Source organism: Nocardiopsis alborubida, assembly GCF_012396365.1.
GTDB lineage: Bacteria > Actinomycetota > Actinomycetes > Streptosporangiales > Streptosporangiaceae > Nocardiopsis > Nocardiopsis alborubida.
In genome coordinates, this window is record NZ_JAAXPG010000001.1 from 80,524 (window position 1) to 100,659 (window position 20,136).

Below are 20,136 nucleotides of genomic sequence, written 5' to 3' on the forward strand. Positions count from 1 at the left end.
GGTCCCCACATGAGCATCCAGACCACGCCGTGGCACAAGTCCAGCTACAGCAACGAGGCCGGGACCTGTGTGGAGGTCTCCGAAGGACCCGTAACTGGGGTCCGGGATAACCAGAACCTCCACTTGGAGCCGCTGGACTTCGCCCCGGGCGTGTGGGCTCGTTTCCTGGGCAGTTTGCACACGGGCTGACTTCCGGTGCCCGTCGTGCTCGGCGGGCACCGGAAGTTCACACCCGAAACTGGTCCTTGACCAGCGAGGGGCCTTCGAACTCCTCGGGGATGGCGTCCATCAGCACCTCGTTGACGGTTTCTCCCAGCCACTGGTTGGAGTTGCGCCGCATCCCCTGCCGCTTGAATCCCGCCTTCTCGTAAGCGCGGATCGCCCCGGCGTTGGGCTCGATGACAGTCAGGTACACGCACCTCAGGTTGGTGACGTGGAAGGCGTAGTCCAGCACCAGCCGGGTCGCCTCGGTACCCACGCCCCTGCCCCGGGACTCACCCAGGGCCACCACGTACTCGCCGTTGCGCCGCATCTGGTCGATGTACACCTGGGCCAGGCCAACCGGGCACGGGCTCTTCCCGGTCAGGTCGTAGACGGTGAACCGCAACTCCCGGTCCGATGCCCGCGCGTAGCCCTCCAGGAGGATGTCTCGGGTGCTCTCCACCGGCTGCGGGGTCTGCCGGTTGTAGCCGACGATCGTCGGGATCGACTGCTCCCACCGCCAGTACTCCTCCACGAGATCGGCGCGCAACGGGCCGATCCCGGCCCTGTCGCCACGCAGCCAGATCAGGGGTTCACTCACGTGGTCTCCTCCACGGTCGGGATGGTCAGCAGTGCCGTGCACCGCCGTGTGCTGTCAGGTTCGGCCACCGGATGCCCCTCCGCTTCGATCCAGGCATGCAGACGGATGGGGTCGGCGATCACGCCGTGGCACCAGCGCACGCCGCGTCCGAGGACGGCCAGGGCCAGTGTCGCGGCCACCGATTCTTCCAAGCAGGCGACTCGTACGGGCGAGAACAGCCCCAAAGCACGTACTGCGTGGACGGCGTTCTCCGCCTCGGAGAGCGTGGCCGTCCGGCCGCCGCCGTGTAACGCCCGGACCAGACGCACCATGCGGCCCATCCGAGCCGAGCGCGGCCCGGCCCGCATAACGGCCAGGGAGACGGGCAAAGCCACGGCTGCGGCCATCCGGTACCGCGCGGGGACTCTGGGGAGTTCCGAGAAGCCCATGGGTAGCTCTTGCACGCCCCAGCTCGGCTCCCACCGATGACCGGTCACCACCGCCGTGGAACCGCGGTCTGCCCTCCATTTTCGGGCAGCGGCTGGGGAGAGGACCCGTACAGTCCCCTTCCTGTAGTGGACGACCACCGTTGCGGAGCCGAGGTCGCAGGCGCGTTCTTCATCAGTCGGAGTCATCGCATCACCGCTTCGTCCGGGAACCACTCGGGGACCGGTGCACGGAGTACCGCGCGTAACCATGTCTCGGTCGCCACCGTGGACTCGATCTGCGCCAGCTCCTCACCGAGGCCCAGCGCGGCACGCGTCAGCGAGTTGTGCAGAGAGGGCACGTTGATCATCCCTTCCTGGGCCAGGTGGCCGTCCACGAAATCCATCAGGAAGGGCAGGGATCGTCGCAGCCCTTCGTGGTGGTCGCTGGAGGCGTCGCCCTTGGTAGTGCGCGTCAGCAGCTTTGCAGGGAACAGGTCCCGCATCGCGTCGGCCATGACCGGCTTGTAGCGAGCAGGGCCGGGCAGGTCCTCCACGGGGATGCTCAGGTAGGCGTCCACCACCTGGGAGTCGAAGTAGGGGTTGTGCAGGGGGACCCCGACGGCCTGAGCCAGCTGCACATCCGCTCGCGCGGTACGCCCAGCGTGGACCATGGTCCGCTCCAGCATCCGGCGTGTTCGTCCCCGGGGCGAGGGATCCTCGACGTTCTGCGGTACGGGCAAGGCGGCTCGTACCCAGGTCGGTACGGGATCGGGGCCTGCCCTGGAACGGGCCGCCCGCAAGGCGTCGAGGGCCGACATCCTGCGGACGTGGGCCCATCGGACGGCCTCCCGGAAAGCGTGCCTCACCCGTCTCCGGTACAGCAGTTCCACCAGTTGGTACGGCGGAGTCAGTAACAGGGCGTCTCCGCCGTCGCCGGTCATGTGCATGTCCGAGCCGATCTCCTCCGACAGCCACCGCAACTGGGCGGAGAAGTAGGCGTACGAGACCGTCGACGGTGCAGGTTCGTCGGTGGGTGGAACGCAGTCCAGGCCGCCATAGGGGGAGTGCTCCAGGCCCAAGGGGAGGAGGCGGTGGTGCACTGCGGGATGCTGTGCCGCTTCGCGGGAGTAGTCCAGATCACCACCGTGGAGTACACCGTCAGGGTGCACGGTCACCCCGACGATCTCTCGGCCATGCGGCGCCAGGCGTTCGGCGGCCAGGAGGCCGAGTGCCGTGGAGTCGAAGCCACCGGAGAAGTCCGTGCTGGGCGTCGTGGCGTGGTTCACACGAACCGCTACCGCTCCTTCCAGTGCCGCCCGCAACCGCTCTCCATGACCGGAGCCGACATCCTGGGGCTCCCACACCCGCCTTGCCGCAGGTTCGGTGCCTCTGCTGAGGACGAGTCGGTGTCCGGCGGAGACCCTCTCGACCCCGGTGAAGTACGACCCCATCCCGTACTCCGCTGTATCGGGACCGATCAACCTCTCCGCCACCTTGGCGAAGTCGACCTGGACGGAGCCGTACAGTCCGGCCAGAATCCGGGAACTCGAAGCCCACAGCACCCCGTCCTCGGTTCTCCGGATGTAGAGAGGCAGTGCTGAGGTCAGATTCGTCCACAGCGTGACGGATCCGGTGAGCACCTCGACCACTACGTAGCTTCCCCGCCACCGCCAGGCCACATCGTCGGGGACGGCCAACGCCGTGGCCCGGTGTAGTTCAGCGGAGTCGACATCGCAGGTGCCGAACACCAGGACATGCCGTTCACCGTGCGAAGTGATGACGAGTTCGCGCTTGGGCCACTCGGTGCTCGTCCACACCCCGGGCACATCCGGGCTCACCGGGACGGCAGGTGCGGGACGTAGGGGAATGGGGCCGGTGGAACCACCGAACCACATGGCGATCCTTATCCGTTCGGGAGAACGTCCAAGGCCGCCGCGCGGAGGCAGCGGCCGTGGACGCCTCGGCGGGTCAGTTGTAGGGGTTGCGCTTGTTTTCGTTCTGGGCCCGGCCCTGGCCGAGCGTCAGGTCGGCGGCGTCGCCCAGGTCGACGATCAGTTCCAGACCGAGATCAGGGGAGTCCTGTACCGGCTTATCCATGGGGACCTCTCCTTGCTGTGAGCGGAAGGCACACCGACGCCTCAGAGGGGAGGCTGAGCCTCAGTGTGGGGTTGCACTGTGATCGTCGCTCGTGGTTGCCGGATGCGGCCATTCCAGCCCGGGTATCCCACCGTGGGATATAGCTTCTGAGCGTGACCGAGAGCCTTCTGCCCCAGCGAACCTGGGACAACCAGGAAATGCGCACTGTTCTCCGCAAAAGGGATATTTCTTCGCTTTTCCGGATCATCGGGGCGCATGGCATTTCCCAATCCCGACTCGGCAGTGTGGTGGGGATGAGCCAGGCGCGAGTCTCGGAGATCGTCAGCGGCTCGCGTACAGTCACCGCGATGGCCGTCTACGAGCGCATCGCTGAAGGGCTCGGCATGCCCGACCCGGCCCGCGTCGTCTTCGGGCTGGCGCCCCTGCACCCGGCAGGGCTGGACCACCTCGGGGCTTCGGGTCGTGCTGAGGTCATCGAGGTCTACCCGTCCCAGTCAGCCGCCACGGGGGAGATTCGTACCCGCGCTGCGAAGGCCTCCTCGTTGGAGGTGCTCGCCGTCCGAGGACTGGGGATCGTCGGCATGAACGACTCTCTACTCCGCAACGCCGTACGTAAGGGGAAAGTCCGGTTGCGGTTGCTGCTCCTGGATCCGGAGTGTCCGGCCGCCGCTCACCGGGCCGAGGAGATCGGCGAGAGCACGGGGTCCTTCACTGCCGGCATCCGGTTGGCCATAGCCCGGGTCCAGGAGTTGAGTCAGGGGGACAACGTCGAGCTGTACCTCTACGACAGGCTTCCGGTATGGCGTGTCATCGCGATTGACAATCTGCTCTACCTGTCGGCCTTCGGAGCGGATTGGGAAGGACATTCCTCGGCCATGTACAAGTTGGCGCCCACGCCTTACGGTGCTCTGCATCGCGGCGTGCGACGGCACATGGAAGACCTCCAGTGTGGGGCGCGACGCCTCCTGTGACGCTCATGAAGGGATACCGCCGGTGATCGAGGCAGAGGTGAAGGCACGGGTGGACGACCCGGAGCAGGTACTGGCCGCGCTACGCGAGTGTGCTCCGGGCGAGGAAGCCGTGTACCGGGACGTCTACTACGACCTTCCGGACCGTTCACTGACCGCCCAAGGACGGGAGTTGCGGGTTCGTGTGATCGAGCGCGACGGTTCGGAGCAGGTGGTATTCACCTACAAGGCCCCGGCAGTGGACGAGGAGACCGACTCCAAGCCCGAGCACGAGACCCATGCCGAATCCGCGCAGGCCCTAGATGCCATCCTGGCCGGTCTCGGCTACGAGCACCTGGTGGCGTTGACCAAGCACTGCACCAACTTTCCCCTGACCGCCGCGACCGGGCGGGAGTGCTTGGCCACCGTGGTGACGGTGCCCGAGCTGGGCGGGATCTTCATCGAGGTCGAGACCCTCGTTGAAGAGGACAACCTTTCCGAAGGCCTGACCGCCGTACGCGGTGTCCTGGCCAAGCTGGGCATCGGCGAGGACGCTTTCACCACCGAGCAGTACACCGACGCCGTCATCGCTCACCGCGCAACCTGAGAGCACGAATATCCCGCTTCTACGAGACCCAACACATCAATCGATCGAAGCGGGAGCCTGCCCTGGGTCTGTTCACAGGCGTTTCCACAGTCAAAGAATATTGAGATAAAGGAACGTGAGTTTTAAAATAAAAATGCCCCATTATGGGACAAATCCTTTGCCGTGGAACGTCCCTCGCTTGTTGTACCTTTTGCTTGGGGGTCGCAAATTTATCATCGTGATCGTTGGGTAACTGGGGGTTGCCTTGGTGTCTGGTTTCCGGTGCGGATGTGCGCGACACCCAGAACCGCTCGCGCGGCCAGCTCGCCTTCACTTCGGCTGCCTGGGGTGCCTTTCTCGTCTCCCTTGCCCAGGCGAGCAGGAACCGATAGCAGTCCTCTAGCGGTAATGGGTTCGCGTTTTCACAGGTCAGGGGTAGACCAATTCAAAGCTTTCGAGTGGTCTAGCACTCCTGCGTAGTTTGTTCCGGTAACGCCTGGTTCTGACCTCCGGTAACTGCTCTTATCAGTGCGGTCAGGCCGCCTTCGGGCTTCGCTGGAGAACCCCGTTCTCCGGAGTAGCGGGGAACGGGGCTTTTCGGGTTTCAGGGCCCGGGTGTCGTATCACCCCACGATCGTCTGCACGGACATCATTGCGGTGGGCGCGGCAAGTAGAAAGAAGAGCAGGATCGCACATCCGCTTCCGGCTTGAGACGCCCTGGAGGCGTTCCCTGTTGCCTTCTCACGTTGGGACGGCGGGGCGGATTCCGAGTCCTGGTCGTCCTCGGCCCTATCGTGTCGGAGCTGCCACTGCTCGGCTTCCTGGGAACGGCCAACCCGTTTCAAGAGTTGGGCCAGGCCCCACATGGCGTCAGAGTCTCCGGCTTCGGCGCCCTGGCGGTACCACCGTTCGGCCTCTTGGAACTCGCCCTTCCTCTGCGCCAAATCGCCCAGGGAGTCCAGATTTTCGACTTTGCCGGCCTCGACGCTCTGGCGGTACCACCGTTCGGCCTCCTGGAAGTCGCCCTTCCTCTCCGCCAAACGGCCCAGGTAGTGCAGGGAGGTGTCGTCGCCTGCTTTGAGAGCGCGCCGGTACCATCGCTCGGCTTCCCACAGGCGGCCGGCATGCTCCGCCAAGAGGCCCAGGGACCACATGGCACTGGCGTCTCCGGCTTCAGCGTCCTGGCGGTACCACCGCTCGGCCTCCTCGAGCAGGCCGGCCTGCTTAGCCCAAAAGCCCCGGTGTGCGGTGTCGCCGGTATCGACACTCTCGTGATACTGTTTCGCGGCCTCCTCGCGACGGACGGCCTTCTTCGCCAGGTCGTCCAGGCTCTTCTGGGCCTCGGTGTCGCCGGCCTCGACGCCCCGGCGGTACCACTGCTCGGCCTCTTGGAGACGGCCGACTTGTTCCAACAGGCGGCCCAGGCGTTGCAGGGCGTATTCTTCGCCGGTCTCGGCGCCCTGGCGGTACCACCGTTCGGCTTCCCGGAAGTCGCCGCTCTCCTCAGCCAAGCTGCCCAGATACCACAAGGCACTGGTATCCCCGGCGTTGAGGGTGCGCCGGTACCACCGCTCAGCCTCCTGGAAGCGGCCCATGCTCTTCGCCAACGAACCCAGCTCTGTCATCGCCCGGGTCTCACCGGCTTGGGCCGCGCGGCGGTACCACTGCTCGGCCTCTGGGAAGCGTCCGGCTTGCTGAGCCGACCAGCCCAGCTGTGTCATCGCATCGGCGTTGCCGGCCTCGGCCGCTCGCCGGTACCACTGCTCGGCCTGGACAGGGTCGTCGTCGATACTCGCCAGGATGAGCATGGCCCGGGTATCACCCGCCTCCGCGAAGGCGCGGCACACCTTCGCGACTTCCTCACCCTGGCCCAGGTCCCGCAGCAACGAGACATGCTCGTAGAGGGCCTCGTCGTCCTCCCCGGTCTCAAAGGCACGGCGGAGCCGTCCCAGCGGACTCTCGTCAGGAGACGGAGCCTGCTCCTCGCGGGCCCCCTCGTCCTGGTGACGACGGCTGGAGGCCGCAGGCTGCTCGCCTTTCGCAGGCTCCTGCTGCTGCGGTCCGCCAGTGTCCCGCTCCGGGGGAGGGGCCTCCTCCGTGGGGTCTTTCGCTGCGGCCGGCTCCTCGGCCCGGTCCTTGCGGGCGGCGTTGCGCCACAGCCCCAGCATGCGGGCGACCTCGGTCTCGACGTCGGCGTCGCGGACCGTCTCGGCCAGGACCTCGGTGATCATCTCGACCGCGCCCTGGGTGGGCAGGTCCGGTTTGGTGAGGGTGTCGTGGACCTTGGTGCGAGACATCGGCACCCTCTTGTCCTCCAGAGCCCGCTGGATCTCGCGGGAAGAGGGCCAACCGGCCCGGTGGTGCAGCTCGTGCAACGCGAGGTTGAGCTCACCGAGCGGGCCCGGAGGTAGGTCGGGGCGCTTCCAGGGTTGAGGCACACCAGCTCCTGTGCGGAAGAGGGGGCGGGGGGTGGTCCGCGGGTGTCCGGAACTGTCAGACATCCTGCCAGCACGGGCTTCCAGGCGCCCGCTTCTGTCAATGATTGGCCGGTCTTGGACGCCGCCGTCCGAGCCCGTCCACACCCTCTTCGGGCGGGTTCAGGCTGATCGCATCCCGATCCGCCCACCCGTGATGGAGGAACCCCCGATGCCCGCACACACCCTTTCCGAACCGTCCCTGGACCTGCTCGTCGCCCTCCTGGGCACCGCCGACACCTGGCCCATGCTCCTGCTCGTCCTGCTCGTGGCCGTCCCCGCCGTGTGGTCGCGTGATGCCCGCCGGCGCCGCCGCGCCCGGCAGGTTCTGGCCCTGCTGCGCCCCCACCGCGGGTCCGACGAGGAACCGCGCTCGGGGGCCGAGGAGGACCGCTACAGGATGTAGCGCTTCACACCCCCTAAAGTCACGGCCAGATCACGACGGCCCCCGCGCAACCGACCGTTGCGTGGGGGCCGTCGTGTGTCCGCATTCGTCAATCGGAGTTGTCTGGCCGCCGATAAGGTTCACTTACCAAACTCAAGTACCTGGACTGCTGTCTGCTGTGAGAACAGTTCGAGTCACCAACGGATTTGATCCGTGAGCCGTTGGGCGGGGAAATGCTCGGTGATTGCTCGGCTGTTCCGGGACGGGGTGGCACGGGGCGGTCTCCGGTGTCACGCACCGGGACACAGCCGCCCAGACGGTCTGGAACGAACCCCTGCATACCGGGGTGTTTCGCCCACGCACACACGGACTTTTAATCCGTGGGCTCAGGGTTCGAGCCCCTGGGGGCCTACCCGCAAAACCCCAGTTCAGAGGCCCTGTGTAAGGCTCCTGTCCGGGGTTTTCGTGTGCCCGGGGTCGTCTGCTCGCTCCATGTGCGCTCTTCGGCCTCGACCGTGCCTCCACCCCGACGGAGCACACAGGAGCAACACGTCCTCTGAGCCCTATCCGAATCCGGGCAAGCCAGGACCGTCCAGGCGCGGGTCGGTGGTGCGGCGGCGATCCTGTCCGTGCGTTTCGCGCGCTCCTTGGCCCGCTACGGGCGAGGTCCCACGATGCCTTTTTGCGGTCATGTGGTCCCAGGATTCACAGATCCGGTTCTGACAAACAGCGGGACACACCAATGTGCCATTTCATGGCATCGGTTCCTCGCGATCAGGCTTGGCGAGCGTAGGACGCAAGGCGATCGGCGAGCGCGGTGACGAGGCCGCGCAGTTCGTCGGGGCGCTCGATGACGAACGGCCGGTCGAGTGAGGCGAGTACTGGAGGCAACCAGTCGAGCCGCTCTACCCGCATCTCGACGCGCAACCAGCGCTCGGGCTGCCCGTCCTTGCCCGCCGCGGGCTCGTGCTCCTCCAGGCTCGCGATACTGGCGGGCAGATGGGAACGGATCTGCTCGACTGTCCCGTGGACCCGCAGGGTCACCTCATACCGGTACTCAGCCGTGGCGAACGCTGACAACACGCGCTGCGCCGGACCGGAACCCACGGGTGCTTCGAACGAGCCGGGCAGGGTCCGCGCGTCTGCGATGCGGTCGAGCCGAAAGGTTCGCTCCTCACCGATTCGGGCGTCCTTGCCCGTGACGTACCACCGGCCCGCATGGGAGACGATTCCGTACGCGTGCAGCGTGCGTTCGCTGCGCTGTTCGCCGCGGTCGGTGTAGCGGATCGAGACCGGTCGGCGATGGCGTACCGCATCGGCGAGGGTGAGCAGGACCCCGGCGTCCGGAGCGTCGGGCTCTCCGGGCTGTTCCGTGAAGGCGAGGGATTCCAGGAGCGTGTCGAGCCGGTGGGCGATGTGCTTGGGCAGCACCCGCCGGATCTTCGCCGATGCCGTCTCGTTCGCCGTGTGCTGCGTCGTCAGCCCTGCTCGGCGGCCGGCGACCAGGCCGAGCAGCACGGCCAGCGCCTCGTCGTCGCTGAGCATGAGCGGAGGCAAGCGGTACCCGGGAGCGAGCCGGTACCCGCCGTAGCGGCCACGCACTGATTCCACGGGTACATCCAGGTCGATCAGCTGGTCCACATACCGCCGCACGGTACGTCCTTCGACGCCGAGCCGGTCGGCTAGTTCGGCCACCGTTCGGGTGCCGCCCGACTGCAGCAGCTCCAGGAGTGTCAGTACGCGGGCAGTGGGTCGGGACATGGGCACAACCTAATGCGTTTACAGGACCGATTCTGTCCACTATTTCTCCTAGTCTGCGCGATGTACGCCTCCAGCGCGACCAAGGAGATCCCCATGGAGTTCGTCTCCATCCGCATCATCACCAGCGACGTAGCACGCCTCGTCGAGTTCTATGAGCGAGCCACAGGGTCGCAGGCGACGTGGGCCACCGAAGACTTCGCCGAACTCAACACCGGGGGCGCCACCCTCGCGATCGCCAGCACCAGGACCGTCCCGCTGTTCGCTCCGGGCTCCGCCCGCCCGGCGGACAACCACAGCGTGATCACCGAGTTCCTCGTCGACGACGTGGACCGCGTTCATCAGAACCTGACCGGCTTCCTCACCGACTTCGTCACCGAGCCCACCACGATGCCCTGGGGCAACCGGTCGCTGCTGTTCCGTGACCCCGACGGCAACCTCGTTAACTTCTTCACCCCTGTCACCCCGGCGGCCATCGAGAAGTTCGCACGCTGACGCCACGCGAAGCCGTTCATTGGGAGCCCTGAGATCTCAGGGCTCCCAATGGACGCGGCCGTCGAGTCCAGGAGCGCCATCAGCAGAGGACAGGGGGCGAAGAGGGTTCCTACGGGGTTTAGCGGCAGGCCCACACCAGAAATCATGGAAGGATCACGACAACCTCCGCGCAACGGTCCGTTGCGCGGAGGTTGCTTCGCACACGAGGCCGCCAACCTGGGGTGCCTGGCCGTCGGTAAGGTTCACTTGCCGAACATAAGTGCCTGAGCGACTTTCTGCCGTGAGGCCGGTTCGCGTCACCAGCGGACTTTGTCCGTGCCTTCCGGCCATAGGAGATGCTCGGCGATTTCTCGGCTGTTCTGGGACATCGTGGCACGGGATGGCCTCCGGTGGCACGTACGGGGACGCCGCAGCCCGGATGGGGTGGAACAAATATCCGTATAGCGGGGTATTCCGCCTCCGCGCACGCGCTTTTCATCCGTGGGTCCAGGGCCCGGGCCCCTGGGGGACTGCCCGCAAAACCCCAGTTCAGAGGTTGTCGAGGTCCTCGTCCTGGGGTTCTCGTGCGTCTGGGGCCGTCTGGCCGCTCCGTGTGCGCTCTTCGGCCTCGGCCGCGCCTCCACCTCTTGAGATGCTTCCCGGGGACGGCACCATCAGACCATCAGGTGGGACTGGGCCCTGCCCGGTGAGGGGCCTTCGAAATCCTCGGGGATGGCGTCCGGTAGCACCTCGTTGACGGTCTCACCCAACCCACTGGTGGGAGTCGAACCACATCCCCTGCCGCTTGAACCCCGCCTTCTCGTAGGCGCGGACCGCCCCGGTCTTGTCGCCGCGCGGTCAGATCAGGGGGCCGCTCGCGCGGTCTCCCCCACCGCGGGGATGGTCAGCAGTGTCGTGCACCGCCGGGGAAGCCGCCGCCTCAGCCCTTCACGACGGAGCGTCCGTCTGCTGGCGTGCCGGGGTCGAGAAGGCGGCGAACGCAGCGTCCAGCAGGTCGCCGAGGTCCTCTCGGCCGTCGCTCGCACTCCATTGCCCGAGGACGATCCACAAGATTTCGAGCGCCGCCGCCACGCGCACGTTGGCGATGACCGATGACCCGTCGGCCGAGGAGGTTGTCCTCCGCAGCCGGTCGACGATCTCTGGTCGCCATCCAGCCTGCTTCTCGCGGAGGCGCGCGCACAGGGCCGGGGTCTGCTCGATGAGGCCGAGGATCGTCACGAGTTCCCGGACGTCGCGCACGAGGAACCTCACGGCTGACTCCATGGCGTCGCGCAACCTGCTCCAGTCGTCCTGGTCGCCCCGCTCGGCATCGAGAGCGTCGGCGATGACGTCACCGACAGGGTCGAAGACGAACAGGACCACGTCTTCCTTGGTGCCGAAGTAGCGCAGGAAGGTGCTCCGCGACACTCCGGCGGCTTCGGAGAGGTCGGCGAAGGTGACCTGGTCGAAGCCCGTGAGGCAGAACCGGTTGAACGCGACGCGGGCCAGCTCTGCTCGCACCGCGTGGCGGCTGATCTCGCGGGTGCCGATTGGCGCTGTGCTCATGGGGGCGAGTGTACTCGGACACACTCGCTTGCTTCTTTGGATACAGGTTCCTAATCTGACACCCAGTGTCACCCACGATGCTGGGATTCGCGACGCGGTCCCCAGTCGGCGGCCCGGTCACAGGCCGTCCCTTACACGCGTACATGGAGCCACCTCATGAGCTACGAAGACCTTCCCGCCCTGACGATCGACGTCTTGGACGGGGTCGCGACGGTGACAATCGACCACCCGCCGCTCAACCTGATGGACGCGGTCCTCCTGCCGTCACTCCGGGCATTCGTCGCGCGTGTGCGGGATGACGCCGACGTCCGCGTCATCGTCTTCGAGAGCGCTGACCCGGAGTTCTTCATCGCGCACGGTGACATGGCCTACCTCACCGACCCTGACGCGCTGCCTGCGGCCACCCGCGCCGCGATCGCGGCCGCGCCGGGCTCGACCATCCCGGAAGGCCTGAACATCCTCCAGGCGATGAGCGAGGAGGTCCGCTCGCTGCCGCAGGTCACCATCGGCAAGCTCGCGGGCTTCGCGCGCGGCGCGGGCAACGAGTTCTTCATGTACCTGGACATGCGGTTCGCGGCGATCGGCAAGTCGGGTCAGGGGCAGCCTGAGTCCTTGATGGGGATCCTCCCCGGAGGCGGCGGCACGGTGAACATGACGCGCCTGGCGGGAAGGGCCCGCGCGCTGGAGCTCATCCTCGGGGCCGAGCTCGTGGACGCGGAGCTCGCGGAACGGTACGGCCTGATCAACCGTGCCCTGCCCGCCGCGGAACTCGATTCCTTCGTCGACACCCTCGCCCGACGGATCGCCGGCCTCCGGCCGGAGGTGATCTCCGTTACGAAGGCTGCGGTCGACGCGGTCGCTCAGCCGATCCCGCGCGCGGCGTACGTCGTTGAGAACGAGGGCCTGTTCGCTGCGTTCGGCGATGAGGTCACCGAGCTCGCCCACAAGCTGCTCGCCGCTGGCATCCAGACCCGCGAGGGCGAACGGGACCACGAGCGCATCGCCAACGGCATCTGAGCTCCCGAGCTCTCGCCCTCGGCTCCCGCCCTCCGTGCGCAGAGGCTCCGTGAAAGGGAGTTCCTCAGCCATCGCCGGCGCGCGTGTTCCCGAGCGGTCGGGTCGACCGCCCCGGTTCGCCGGGCACTGTGTCGGGAACACGGCCGGCTGAAGCGCCGGAAGCGGTGGGCGGGGGAGCGGACGGCGTAAGCAGCCGTAGATTCGGCAGCGCTGTCGGCCGCGCGAGTGGGCGCGGTCGGGAAGGCGGGCAGCCGAGCGGGCACAGGTCCCGTCGGTCATGGAGCGGCTGGCACTCCGTGATCACCGAGGAGGCCTGTGCCCGCGCTTCCGTCACGGCTGGCCGAGCCGCTCCGGGACCGATTCGCGGTCCTGTTTCCCGAGCGGCCGGGATGCCGCCCGGACCACCCGCCTGGCTGTCACCACCGAAGCCGGTACATGCCAGACTTGTTCCGTGCCTGGCCAGCCCGCGATGAAACCGCCACGGAACAGTGGTGGTTCAGCTCCCGGAGCCGACGATGGCGGTGACGCGGATCTCCACGCGCATCGCGGCGAGGCCGAGGACGGTGACGCCGGTCTCGGTCCAGATCGGCGCGCGGCCGCCGAGGCGGCGGCGGAACTGCTCGGCCATGACCCTGTTGTGGTCGTCGCCGATGGCCTCATCCCCCGGTGTGACCTTGTGGTAGGAGTTGACGTGGATGACGTCCTTCCAGGTCGCGCCGACCGTGGCGAGTGTGCGCTCCACGTTGTCGAAAGCCTGGATGATCTCGTCCTCCAGCGAGTCGGGGATGGTCAGGTCGTCATCCACTCCGGCCTGGCCGGAGGTCTCGACCCGGTCGCCGACGCGGACGGCCCCGCTGTAGCCGAGGGCCGCGTGCAGCTTCTCGCCCTGGCCCGGAGCGATGCCGAAGGTGACGGTACTCATGTTGCTCCCTTTTCCTTGTCGCAGGGGTGCGCCTCGTCGCAGGGGTGCGCCTCCCCGTCAATGACTTCAAGCGTAAAGTGAATCTAGCAAGCAATGACTTCAAGCGTCAAGTGATAACCGGCTTTGTCGAAAGAACGGGAGGATCCATGAGCGGCACACACGAGCACGGGGACGACGAGGAGCCGCGATGGCTCGACGAACAGGAGAAGGCGGCGTGGACGGGCCTGGTCTCCCTCGTCCTGCTGCTGCCCGGCAAGCTGGAGTCACCGCTGCGGCAGGAGAACGGCCTCACCCTGTTCGAGTACCTCGTGCTCAGCCACCTCTCCGAGGCTCCGGAGCGCAGGCTGCGGATGGGGGAGCTCGCCTTCCTCGCCAGCGGATCGCTCTCCCGTCTGTCCAACGTCGTCAAACGCTGTGAACAGCGCGGCTGGGTCGTGCGGACACCCGACCCCGACGACGGCCGCTACACCCTCGCCGAACTCACCGACGTCGGCCTCGACCTCGTGCGCTCGGCAGCGCCCACGCATCTGCGCTCCGTGCGCCGCACCGTCCTCGACCCGCTCAACACGACCGACCTGAAGGCCCTCGCCCGCATCGCGGAAAAACTCGGCATCGTCCCCGACGGCCTCGGCTGACAGCGGTCCCTTCCCGTGCCGCGACCCGTGGCGGCCGGGCCCGTGCGGGGGCGGCGGGTCGGCCCGCCTGCACCGGCACGGCCCCCACCCGGTCCTGCCCGGCCCCCGGGGCCGGGCAGGGACCCGAGGACTACGACTGCGCCCCGGCCGTGACCGGCGCGGGCGCCGCGCGTCCGCCGCGCACCACCATGCCCGCGGGCACCGCGGCGAGGGCGAAGAGAACCCCGGCCATCAGCACGTAGAGGTACACGCCGGTCGCCGTGCTCACCGGGGCGCCGTCGGCCATGCTCCCGGGGACGTGGGTGGCCTTGAGGAGTTCGCCTCCGGCGAAGCTGAAGACGACCGAGCCGAGGGCGAACATGACCGACACCAGGCCGGAGATCGTGCCCTGCCGCTCCGGCGGTGCCAGGCTGGTCGCCAGGTTGTAGCCGGACGTCGAGATCGCTCCGGCGGCCATGCCGACCAGGGCCCCGCAGGCGATCGCCAGCGGCAGTGCCGACACGCCGACCAGCATCATGAGGGTCGCCGTCGCACCGACGGCGATGGAGACGAGGAGGGGCCGTGCGGCACCGAAGCGCCCCGCGACCCATCCGGCGAGGATGCCGCCGACCATGATGCCGAGCGAGGGCGCGGCGAGCAGTACCGCCACCGCCCCTCCGCTGCCCAGCCCGTAGCCGAGCCCCAGTTCGGGGGGCACCTGGGCGACGATGCTCGTCAGCTGGAGCATGCTCCGGAAGGAGCCCGCGGCCAGGACCAGGGCCAGCAGCGTCAGCAGGACCGGTCGGCTGAGGCTCCGGATGTCGATGATGGGTTCGGTGACCCGCAGGGCCAGGACCGCCCAACCGGCCAACATGGCGGCACCGGCCGCCAGCAGCACGATCATTCCCGCGGACAGCCACCCGGCGTCTCCGCCGAGGCTGGCGTAGGCGAGCACGGAGCCGAGGCCGCCTCCCAGCAGGAGCGCCCCGCCCACGTCGATCCGGCCGGTGCCGAGCACCGGCGGCTCCGGGATGAGGGAGCGCACGCAGAGCGCGGCCACCGCGGCGAGCAGCGCCGCCACGACGAACACGCTGCGGTAGCCGAACAGGTCGATGACCGGCACCATCACGAACGGCTCGATGATCCCGACGATCGCCGAGCCCGACGTCACGAGCCCGATCACGGGCATGGCCACCCGCGGGGAGCAGATCTGGCGTATGAGGGCCACCGTGATGAAGACCGCGGCCAGGGCGGCCCCCTGGAGGAAGCGCCCCACCAGGAAGATCCAGACGTTGGGGGCCACGAGACAGACCAGTGCGCCCGCGCACGCGGTCACCAGCGTGATGACGAGCAGCCGCCGCTTGCCGAAGAGGTCGGAGCTCTTCGCGAGCAGCGGCGACCAGATGGCCCCGGCCAGCATCGCGCTCGCGTTCAGCCACGCGGCCTGGTCGGTGTCGAAGTGTTCGAGCAGCTGGGGCAGGACCAGCAGGGGGGAGGCGATGGCCACGTCGGCCAGGACGTTGGCGAGGATGAGAACGGCGACCCAGAGGACGAGTCGCCCGCTCCATCGGTGTTCCCGGGTGTCGGCGGCGGGCCCTTCCGGCGTGTCCTTCACATCTATCCTCTCCAGCGCGCCTCTCCGGCGCGTCAGTGGTCGAGAACTCTTCACGCCGGGGTTCAGCGCGTGCCGGTGTCCGCCGCCCGCAGGGCCTCGTCGCGGGCGGCGATGGCGGCCCAGCTGGTCGGCAGCATGCGGTCGCGGCCGCTGTGGACGCTGGCCTGGGCGAAGGTGACGTAGGGGCGCTGGCGGGCCTCGTACCGTTCGAACGCGGCGGTGTGGTCGCCGCCGCAGCGGTCGAGTTCCTCGGCGAGGATGCGCGCGCCGGTGAGCGCGAGTGAGGTTCCCCTGCCGGAGAGGAACGCCGGGCTGTACCCGGCGTCGCCGACGAGGGCGACGCGGCCGCGGTGCCAGGAGGGCAGGTGGATCTGGCTCGCGGAGTCGAAGAAGAAGGCGGGATCGGCGCGGACCGCGTCGAGCAGTTCCGGGATTCTCCACGACCGGTGGCCGGCGAAGGCGTCGATGACGATCTTCTTCTGGGCGTCCAGGTCGTGGCGGTCGTAGTCGAGCGGTTCCGAGCGGAACTGGAAGACCGCGACGGCCCTGTCCTTGTACCAGAAGGTGCCCGCCACCCGTCCGGGGACGTTGTGCAGCGAGTTGACGCCCCCGGTCCGGGCCTCGCCGGGCAGGGCGGCGAGCGCGATGTAGACACCGAGGTGGCGGAGGTAGTCCTCCTCGGGCCCGAACACCAGTCTGCGTACCGCGGAGTGCTGGCCGTCGGCGCCGAGCACGAGATCGTACCGCCCGGTGCGGCCGGAGGCGAAGCGCACGCCGACGCCGTCGCCACCGTCGGTCAGCGCCGCGATCGAGTCCCCGAAGCGGATCGCCGCGGTGCCCGGGAGCGCGTCGGCGAGGATGCGCACGAGGTCCTCGCGCAGGATCTCGATGTCGTCCTCGGAGTCGCTGATCTGGGCGATGGGGATGCGGCCCACCGTTTCGCCGTCGCCGTCGACGAACCGGGTGGACTCGGTCATCCGCAGGCGCTGCTCCAGGATGCTGGAGAGCAGGCCCATCTCCTCCACGGTTCGGACCGCGTCACCGCGGATGTCGATGGGTGTGCCCGCGAGGCGGAGGCTGTGGTCGTACTCCACGACGGTGACGTCGTGGCCGCGGGTGCCGAGTTCGCGTGCGGCGGCGAGCCCGGCGATGCCGGCTCCGGAGACGAGGATGTTCACGGGTGTGCTCCAGGTGGGTCTGGGCGGACGTGCGGGGCAGGTCGGTGGCGGTGCTCCGGAGCAGGGGAGGGGTGCGCGGCAGCGCGGTCGGCGCGGGGGCCACGGTCGCGGCACCCGGCAACTAAAGCAACTATTTGTTGCTTTAATGAAGCCTACTGGCGACCGGCTTGCACTGCAACGCCACGCCTGGTGACAATCGGCACCCGAGCAGAGAACAGGAGGTGGGCGTGGAGACGACCGACGGGACCGCCGGCCGGCCGCCCGCACGGCGCCCCGGCGGCCGCAACGCGCGGGTGCGGGCGCAGGTCCTCGCCGCGACCGCCGAGCTCGTCGCACGCGACGGCGTCGTGGGCTTTCGCTACGAGGAGGTGGCCGAGCTCGCCGGTGTGCACAAGACCAGCGTCTACCGCAACTGGCCCGACCGCGAGGAGCTGGTCGTCGACGCCATACTGAGCTACGCCGAGACCCTCGCGTCGGTCGCCGACACCGGTGACCTCCACCGGGACCTGGCGGACTTCCTGATGGGCCTCGCCGGTGGCCTGGAGACGCCTTTCGGCCGGACGCTCGAACAGGCCATCCAGCCCGCCCACCAGAGTCCCGCCGTCCGGCAGGCGCTCGCCAGGATCCTCGACCAGCGCGTGGCCGTCATGCGACGGCGGGTGGACACCGCGGTCGAACGGGGTGAGCTGCCCCCGGTCGACAGCGCCTTCCTCGGCGAGATGATCTCCGGTCCGGTGCACCTCATCCTCAACCGCGGCCTGCGCGCGTTCACCCGCGCGGACGCCGAGCGCATCGTCGCCGTGGTCCTCGCCGGTATCAGCGCCACGGCACCCGGCTGAGCCGTGCGACCGGCCCAAGACGGCGGGAGAAGGCCGGTCCCCCGATCCCCGAACCGCCGTTTCCGGTGGCTTCCACGAACACGCCGGAGCTTCGGGAGGTACCGTGCTGACAACTTCGGACCAGGGGAGCGGCCATGTGGGTGGTACTGGGTATCTGCGGCAGCCTGCGCCGGAACTCCCACAACGCCGCACTGCTGCGCCTGGCGGGCCGCAGCAACCCCGACGTCTCCGTGGTCGGCGGTGACCTGGCCGGACGCCTCCCCCTGTTCAACCCCGACCTGGACAACGACGAGGACCTGCCGGAGGTCGTCACGAGGTTCCGGTCCTGTGCCGACCGGGCCGAAGGCGTGGTCATCGCGACCCCCGAGTACGCGCACGGCCCCTCCGGAGCAACCAAGAACGCCATGGACTGGCTGGTCGGCTCCGGAGGGCTCGCCGGGAAGCCGACCCTCCTCATGAGCGCGTCGCCGGGGCAGGCGGGCGGTATGCGAGGCCACCTCGCGCTGATTCCCACGCTGACCCTGATGGGGAGTGTCCTGGTCGACTCGGTCACGGTCTCCGGGGCCCCCGCCCGGGTGGACTCCCGTGGCGAGTTCCGCGATCCGGCGGTGCTGGAGCGGGTCCGTCTGGCCATGGACGAGATGGCCACGGCGCTGTCCTACTCCCGTCAGAAGAAGGCGACGGACCTGCTCCTGGAGTAGCCCCGCTCCTTCGCGGGCGCCGTGGGCAGCGGACCGCCGACACGACCCGGTCGGGGTCCGCCCCGCCGGTCAGAGGCGTGAACACGGGGCTGTCCCGGCCGCCCGGACCGGTGCCCGGCACGTGCCCCCGACCCGCGCACGAACGCGGCGGGCGACGCAGACCGATCCTGTGCGAGGTCTGGGGGCGGTGTAGCTCCTGGGAAAGGTGTGACTCCCGGCAAACGGGGAACCTCCTACTTCCCCCCTCTTGTCGAACACATCGAACAACGGAGTGAAGCCAGCGTGCGCATCCACCAGACCACCCCCCGCATCGCGGCGTCGGCGCTCATCGCGGCCCCCGTCCTCGCCCTGGCCGCCCCGGCGCAGGCCGAGCAGGCGACCGGCTGCCTCGGCCGGGAAGGCGCCACCGTCGAGGAGGCCCGGGTCACCGAGGAGGTCCCCCAGGAGATCCTGCGCAGATCCGGGTTCGCCATGGCCGTGGACCGCTTCACGCGGGAGCTGTGCGCGGCGTCCGGAGCGGACGAGGCGAGCGCGGTCGTCGAACGCCACGGCGACGCGCTCTGGCGCGAGGCGGTGGACCGGGTCCAGGGCAACGGGAAGGTCGGGGGGAGCCTGAGCGCCGGGGACGACCGGCCGGTCTACTGGGCCCGGCTCGCCATGACCTCGGCCCTCAACCGCTGGCAGCCCGACTTCGAGCTGAGCGACGCCGACCGCGCCGGACTCGTGGCCGACATGGACCGCCGCTCCCGCGGCCACGACGACACGGACTTCGCCGAGGTCCCGGGGGAGCCCGAGGCCCTCCACATCATCGTGACCGGGTTCGACCCGTTCCGCCTCGACAACGACATCCGCCAGGCCAACCCCTCCGGTGCGGCCGCCCTCGCCCTGGACGGGGCGGTGATCGAGACCGACGCCGGCGTCGCGGTCGTCGAGACCATGCTCTTCCCGGTGCGCTGGCGCGACTTCACCGACGGCATGGTCGAGGAGGCCCTCCTGCCGCACTACACCGGCGACCGGCCGGCCGACGCGGTCATCACCGTCAGCCAGGGCCGACCGGGCCAGTTCGACCTTGAGGCCCACAACGGCGCCTGGCGCGGCGGCGCCGCGGACAACGAGTCGGCCGGCCCGGAGGAGATGATCCCCGTCCCCGACGGCGTCCCCACCGTCACACCGCAGCCGCAGTGGTCGGACTCCACCCTCGACCACCCCGCGATCGTCGAGGAGACCACCGGCGCGCCGTTCCCCGTGGTCGACAACACCACGGTGACCGAGATCCCCGAGGGCGAGACCGAACCGGTGGTGAGCGAGGACGGGCCCACCCCCGGCTCCGAGGCGCGGGCCGGAGGCGGAGGCGACTACCTCTCCAACGAGATCGCCTACCGCAACACCCTGCTGCGCGACGCCACAGGCCTGGACATCCCCGCCGGTCACGTGCACACCCCGGTCCTGGACCTCGGCTCCGGCGACGGCGTCACCGACCCCGGGTTCGAGGAGAACCGCGCGGCGATCGTCGGCCAGGTCGAGGACATCGTCGCGGCCGCCGTCCGCGGGTGACGTCCGAGGGGCCGGGCCCCCTCGGTGCGCTTCCACCGCACCGTCCGTGAGGCCCCGGCCGCCGCGTGGCCGGGCACCGCGCTCCGGCGGGGGCCCCGTCGCGATCCGCGGGGTCCGTGCGGCAGCGGGGTGCCTCGGGCGTTCGCGTGGCCGCGCAGGCGAACGCGAGCCGGCAGGCGCCTGCGCGGAACGGGCGCCTG

21 protein-coding genes are annotated in these 20,136 nt (G+C 68.8%); 11 read left to right on the forward strand and 10 right to left on the reverse strand.

Translation table 11 applies throughout. The features are described 5' to 3' along the window. Positions 1-9: 9 nt before the first annotated feature. Positions 10-189 (forward strand): DUF397 domain-containing protein, encoded by a 180-nt coding sequence (locus HGB44_RS00390; protein WP_061082806.1) that lies wholly within the window; start codon positions 10-12, stop codon positions 187-189. Positions 190-226: 37 nt separating this feature from the next. Here HGB44_RS00390 and HGB44_RS00395 read toward each other — a convergent pair whose 3' ends face one another. The 4 genes from HGB44_RS00395 to HGB44_RS00410 all read right to left on the reverse strand — a co-directional run bounded on the left by HGB44_RS00395 (position 227) and on the right by HGB44_RS00410 (position 3,306). Next, on the reverse strand, positions 227-802 hold the full coding sequence (locus HGB44_RS00395) for a GNAT family N-acetyltransferase (protein ID WP_061082807.1): 576 nt from the start codon (positions 800-802) through the stop codon (positions 227-229). Next, positions 799-1,479: a lasso peptide biosynthesis B2 protein gene (locus tag HGB44_RS32605; RefSeq protein ID WP_325096923.1), complete on the reverse strand. Its 681-nt coding sequence runs from the start codon at positions 1,477-1,479 to the stop codon at positions 799-801. The genes HGB44_RS00395 and HGB44_RS32605 overlap by 4 nt, the downstream gene beginning before the upstream one ends. Next, positions 1,413-3,104 (reverse strand): albusnodin/ikarugamycin family macrolactam cyclase, encoded by a 1,692-nt coding sequence (locus HGB44_RS00405; RefSeq protein ID WP_061082809.1) that lies wholly within the window; start codon positions 3,102-3,104, stop codon positions 1,413-1,415. The genes HGB44_RS32605 and HGB44_RS00405 overlap by 67 nt, the downstream gene beginning before the upstream one ends. A gap of 73 nt (positions 3,105-3,177) precedes the next feature. Further along, positions 3,178-3,306 (reverse strand): albusnodin family lasso peptide, encoded by a 129-nt coding sequence (locus tag HGB44_RS00410; RefSeq protein ID WP_168443869.1) that lies wholly within the window; start codon positions 3,304-3,306, stop codon positions 3,178-3,180. 152 nt (positions 3,307-3,458) lie between these two features. Between HGB44_RS00410 and HGB44_RS32610 the strand changes: the two genes are divergently transcribed. The 3 genes from HGB44_RS32610 (at position 3,459) to HGB44_RS00425 (ending at position 5,231) form a co-directional block, all read left to right on the forward strand. After that, the gene (locus HGB44_RS32610; protein WP_210751022.1) at positions 3,459-4,277 is read left to right on the forward strand and encodes a helix-turn-helix domain-containing protein; all 819 of its coding nucleotides are present in this window, start codon (positions 3,459-3,461) and stop codon (positions 4,275-4,277) included. 22 nt (positions 4,278-4,299) lie between these two features. Next, a complete protein-coding gene (gene cyaB, locus HGB44_RS00420) occupies positions 4,300-4,860 on the forward strand; it encodes a class IV adenylate cyclase (RefSeq protein WP_061082811.1) in 561 nt (186 codons plus the stop codon). Positions 4,861-5,129: 269 nt separating this feature from the next. Next, positions 5,130-5,231, forward strand: coding sequence for a DUF397 domain-containing protein (locus HGB44_RS00425; protein ID WP_231972604.1), 102 nt, complete (start codon positions 5,130-5,132; stop codon positions 5,229-5,231). Between the two features lie 231 nt (positions 5,232-5,462). Here HGB44_RS00425 and HGB44_RS00430 read toward each other — a convergent pair whose 3' ends face one another. Continuing rightward, complete coding sequence (locus HGB44_RS00430) at positions 5,463-7,136, reverse strand: tetratricopeptide repeat protein (protein ID WP_168443870.1); 1,674 nt, start codon at positions 7,134-7,136, stop codon at positions 5,463-5,465. A gap of 349 nt (positions 7,137-7,485) precedes the next feature. Between HGB44_RS00430 and HGB44_RS00435 the strand changes: the two genes are divergently transcribed. Next, on the forward strand, positions 7,486-7,719 hold the full coding sequence (locus tag HGB44_RS00435) for a hypothetical protein (RefSeq protein ID WP_061082813.1): 234 nt from the start codon (positions 7,486-7,488) through the stop codon (positions 7,717-7,719). A gap of 753 nt (positions 7,720-8,472) precedes the next feature. Here the strand turns inward: HGB44_RS00435 and HGB44_RS00440 are convergent. After that, complete coding sequence (locus HGB44_RS00440; RefSeq protein ID WP_061082814.1) at positions 8,473-9,459, reverse strand: helix-turn-helix transcriptional regulator; 987 nt, start codon at positions 9,457-9,459, stop codon at positions 8,473-8,475. 60 nt (positions 9,460-9,519) lie between these two features. On the opposite strand from HGB44_RS00440, the gene HGB44_RS00445 reads away from it, so the two are divergent. Next, the gene (locus tag HGB44_RS00445) at positions 9,520-9,951 is read left to right on the forward strand and encodes a VOC family protein (RefSeq protein WP_231972605.1); all 432 of its coding nucleotides are present in this window, start codon (positions 9,520-9,522) and stop codon (positions 9,949-9,951) included. A gap of 927 nt (positions 9,952-10,878) precedes the next feature. On the opposite strand, the gene HGB44_RS00450 is transcribed toward HGB44_RS00445, so the two are convergent. Then, on the reverse strand, positions 10,879-11,496 hold the full coding sequence (locus tag HGB44_RS00450; protein WP_061082815.1) for a TetR family transcriptional regulator: 618 nt from the start codon (positions 11,494-11,496) through the stop codon (positions 10,879-10,881). A 156-nt stretch (positions 11,497-11,652) separates the two neighbouring features. Between HGB44_RS00450 and HGB44_RS00455 the strand changes: the two genes are divergently transcribed. Further along, a complete protein-coding gene (locus HGB44_RS00455) occupies positions 11,653-12,513 on the forward strand; it encodes an enoyl-CoA hydratase/isomerase family protein (protein WP_061082816.1) in 861 nt (286 codons plus the stop codon). Between the two features lie 496 nt (positions 12,514-13,009). On the opposite strand, the gene HGB44_RS00460 is transcribed toward HGB44_RS00455, so the two are convergent. Continuing rightward, a complete protein-coding gene (locus HGB44_RS00460) occupies positions 13,010-13,435 on the reverse strand; it encodes a Rid family hydrolase (protein ID WP_061082817.1) in 426 nt (141 codons plus the stop codon). 146 nt (positions 13,436-13,581) lie between these two features. Between HGB44_RS00460 and HGB44_RS00465 the strand changes: the two genes are divergently transcribed. Beyond that, positions 13,582-14,070 carry a MarR family winged helix-turn-helix transcriptional regulator gene (locus HGB44_RS00465; protein ID WP_210751023.1) on the forward strand — a complete coding sequence of 163 codons (489 nt, stop codon included), beginning with the start codon at positions 13,582-13,584 and terminating at the stop codon, positions 14,068-14,070. 130 nt (positions 14,071-14,200) lie between these two features. Here the strand turns inward: HGB44_RS00465 and HGB44_RS00470 are convergent, their stop codons facing one another. Continuing rightward, a complete protein-coding gene (locus tag HGB44_RS00470) occupies positions 14,201-15,664 on the reverse strand; it encodes an MFS transporter (RefSeq protein WP_061082818.1) in 1,464 nt (487 codons plus the stop codon). A gap of 62 nt (positions 15,665-15,726) precedes the next feature. Next, the gene (locus tag HGB44_RS00475; RefSeq protein WP_061082819.1) at positions 15,727-16,842 is read right to left on the reverse strand and encodes an FAD-dependent monooxygenase; all 1,116 of its coding nucleotides are present in this window, start codon (positions 16,840-16,842) and stop codon (positions 15,727-15,729) included. A gap of 227 nt (positions 16,843-17,069) precedes the next feature. Between HGB44_RS00475 and HGB44_RS00480 the strand changes: the two genes are divergently transcribed. From HGB44_RS00480 to HGB44_RS00490, 3 genes are all read left to right on the forward strand, one after another. Continuing rightward, complete coding sequence (locus tag HGB44_RS00480; protein WP_061082820.1) at positions 17,070-17,681, forward strand: TetR/AcrR family transcriptional regulator; 612 nt, start codon at positions 17,070-17,072, stop codon at positions 17,679-17,681. A gap of 134 nt (positions 17,682-17,815) precedes the next feature. Continuing rightward, a complete protein-coding gene (locus tag HGB44_RS00485) occupies positions 17,816-18,382 on the forward strand; it encodes an NADPH-dependent FMN reductase (RefSeq protein ID WP_061082821.1) in 567 nt (188 codons plus the stop codon). 282 nt (positions 18,383-18,664) lie between these two features. Beyond that, positions 18,665-19,936 carry a hypothetical protein gene (locus tag HGB44_RS00490; protein WP_061082822.1) on the forward strand — a complete coding sequence of 424 codons (1,272 nt, stop codon included), beginning with the start codon at positions 18,665-18,667 and terminating at the stop codon, positions 19,934-19,936. Positions 19,937-20,136 lie beyond the last annotated feature (200 nt).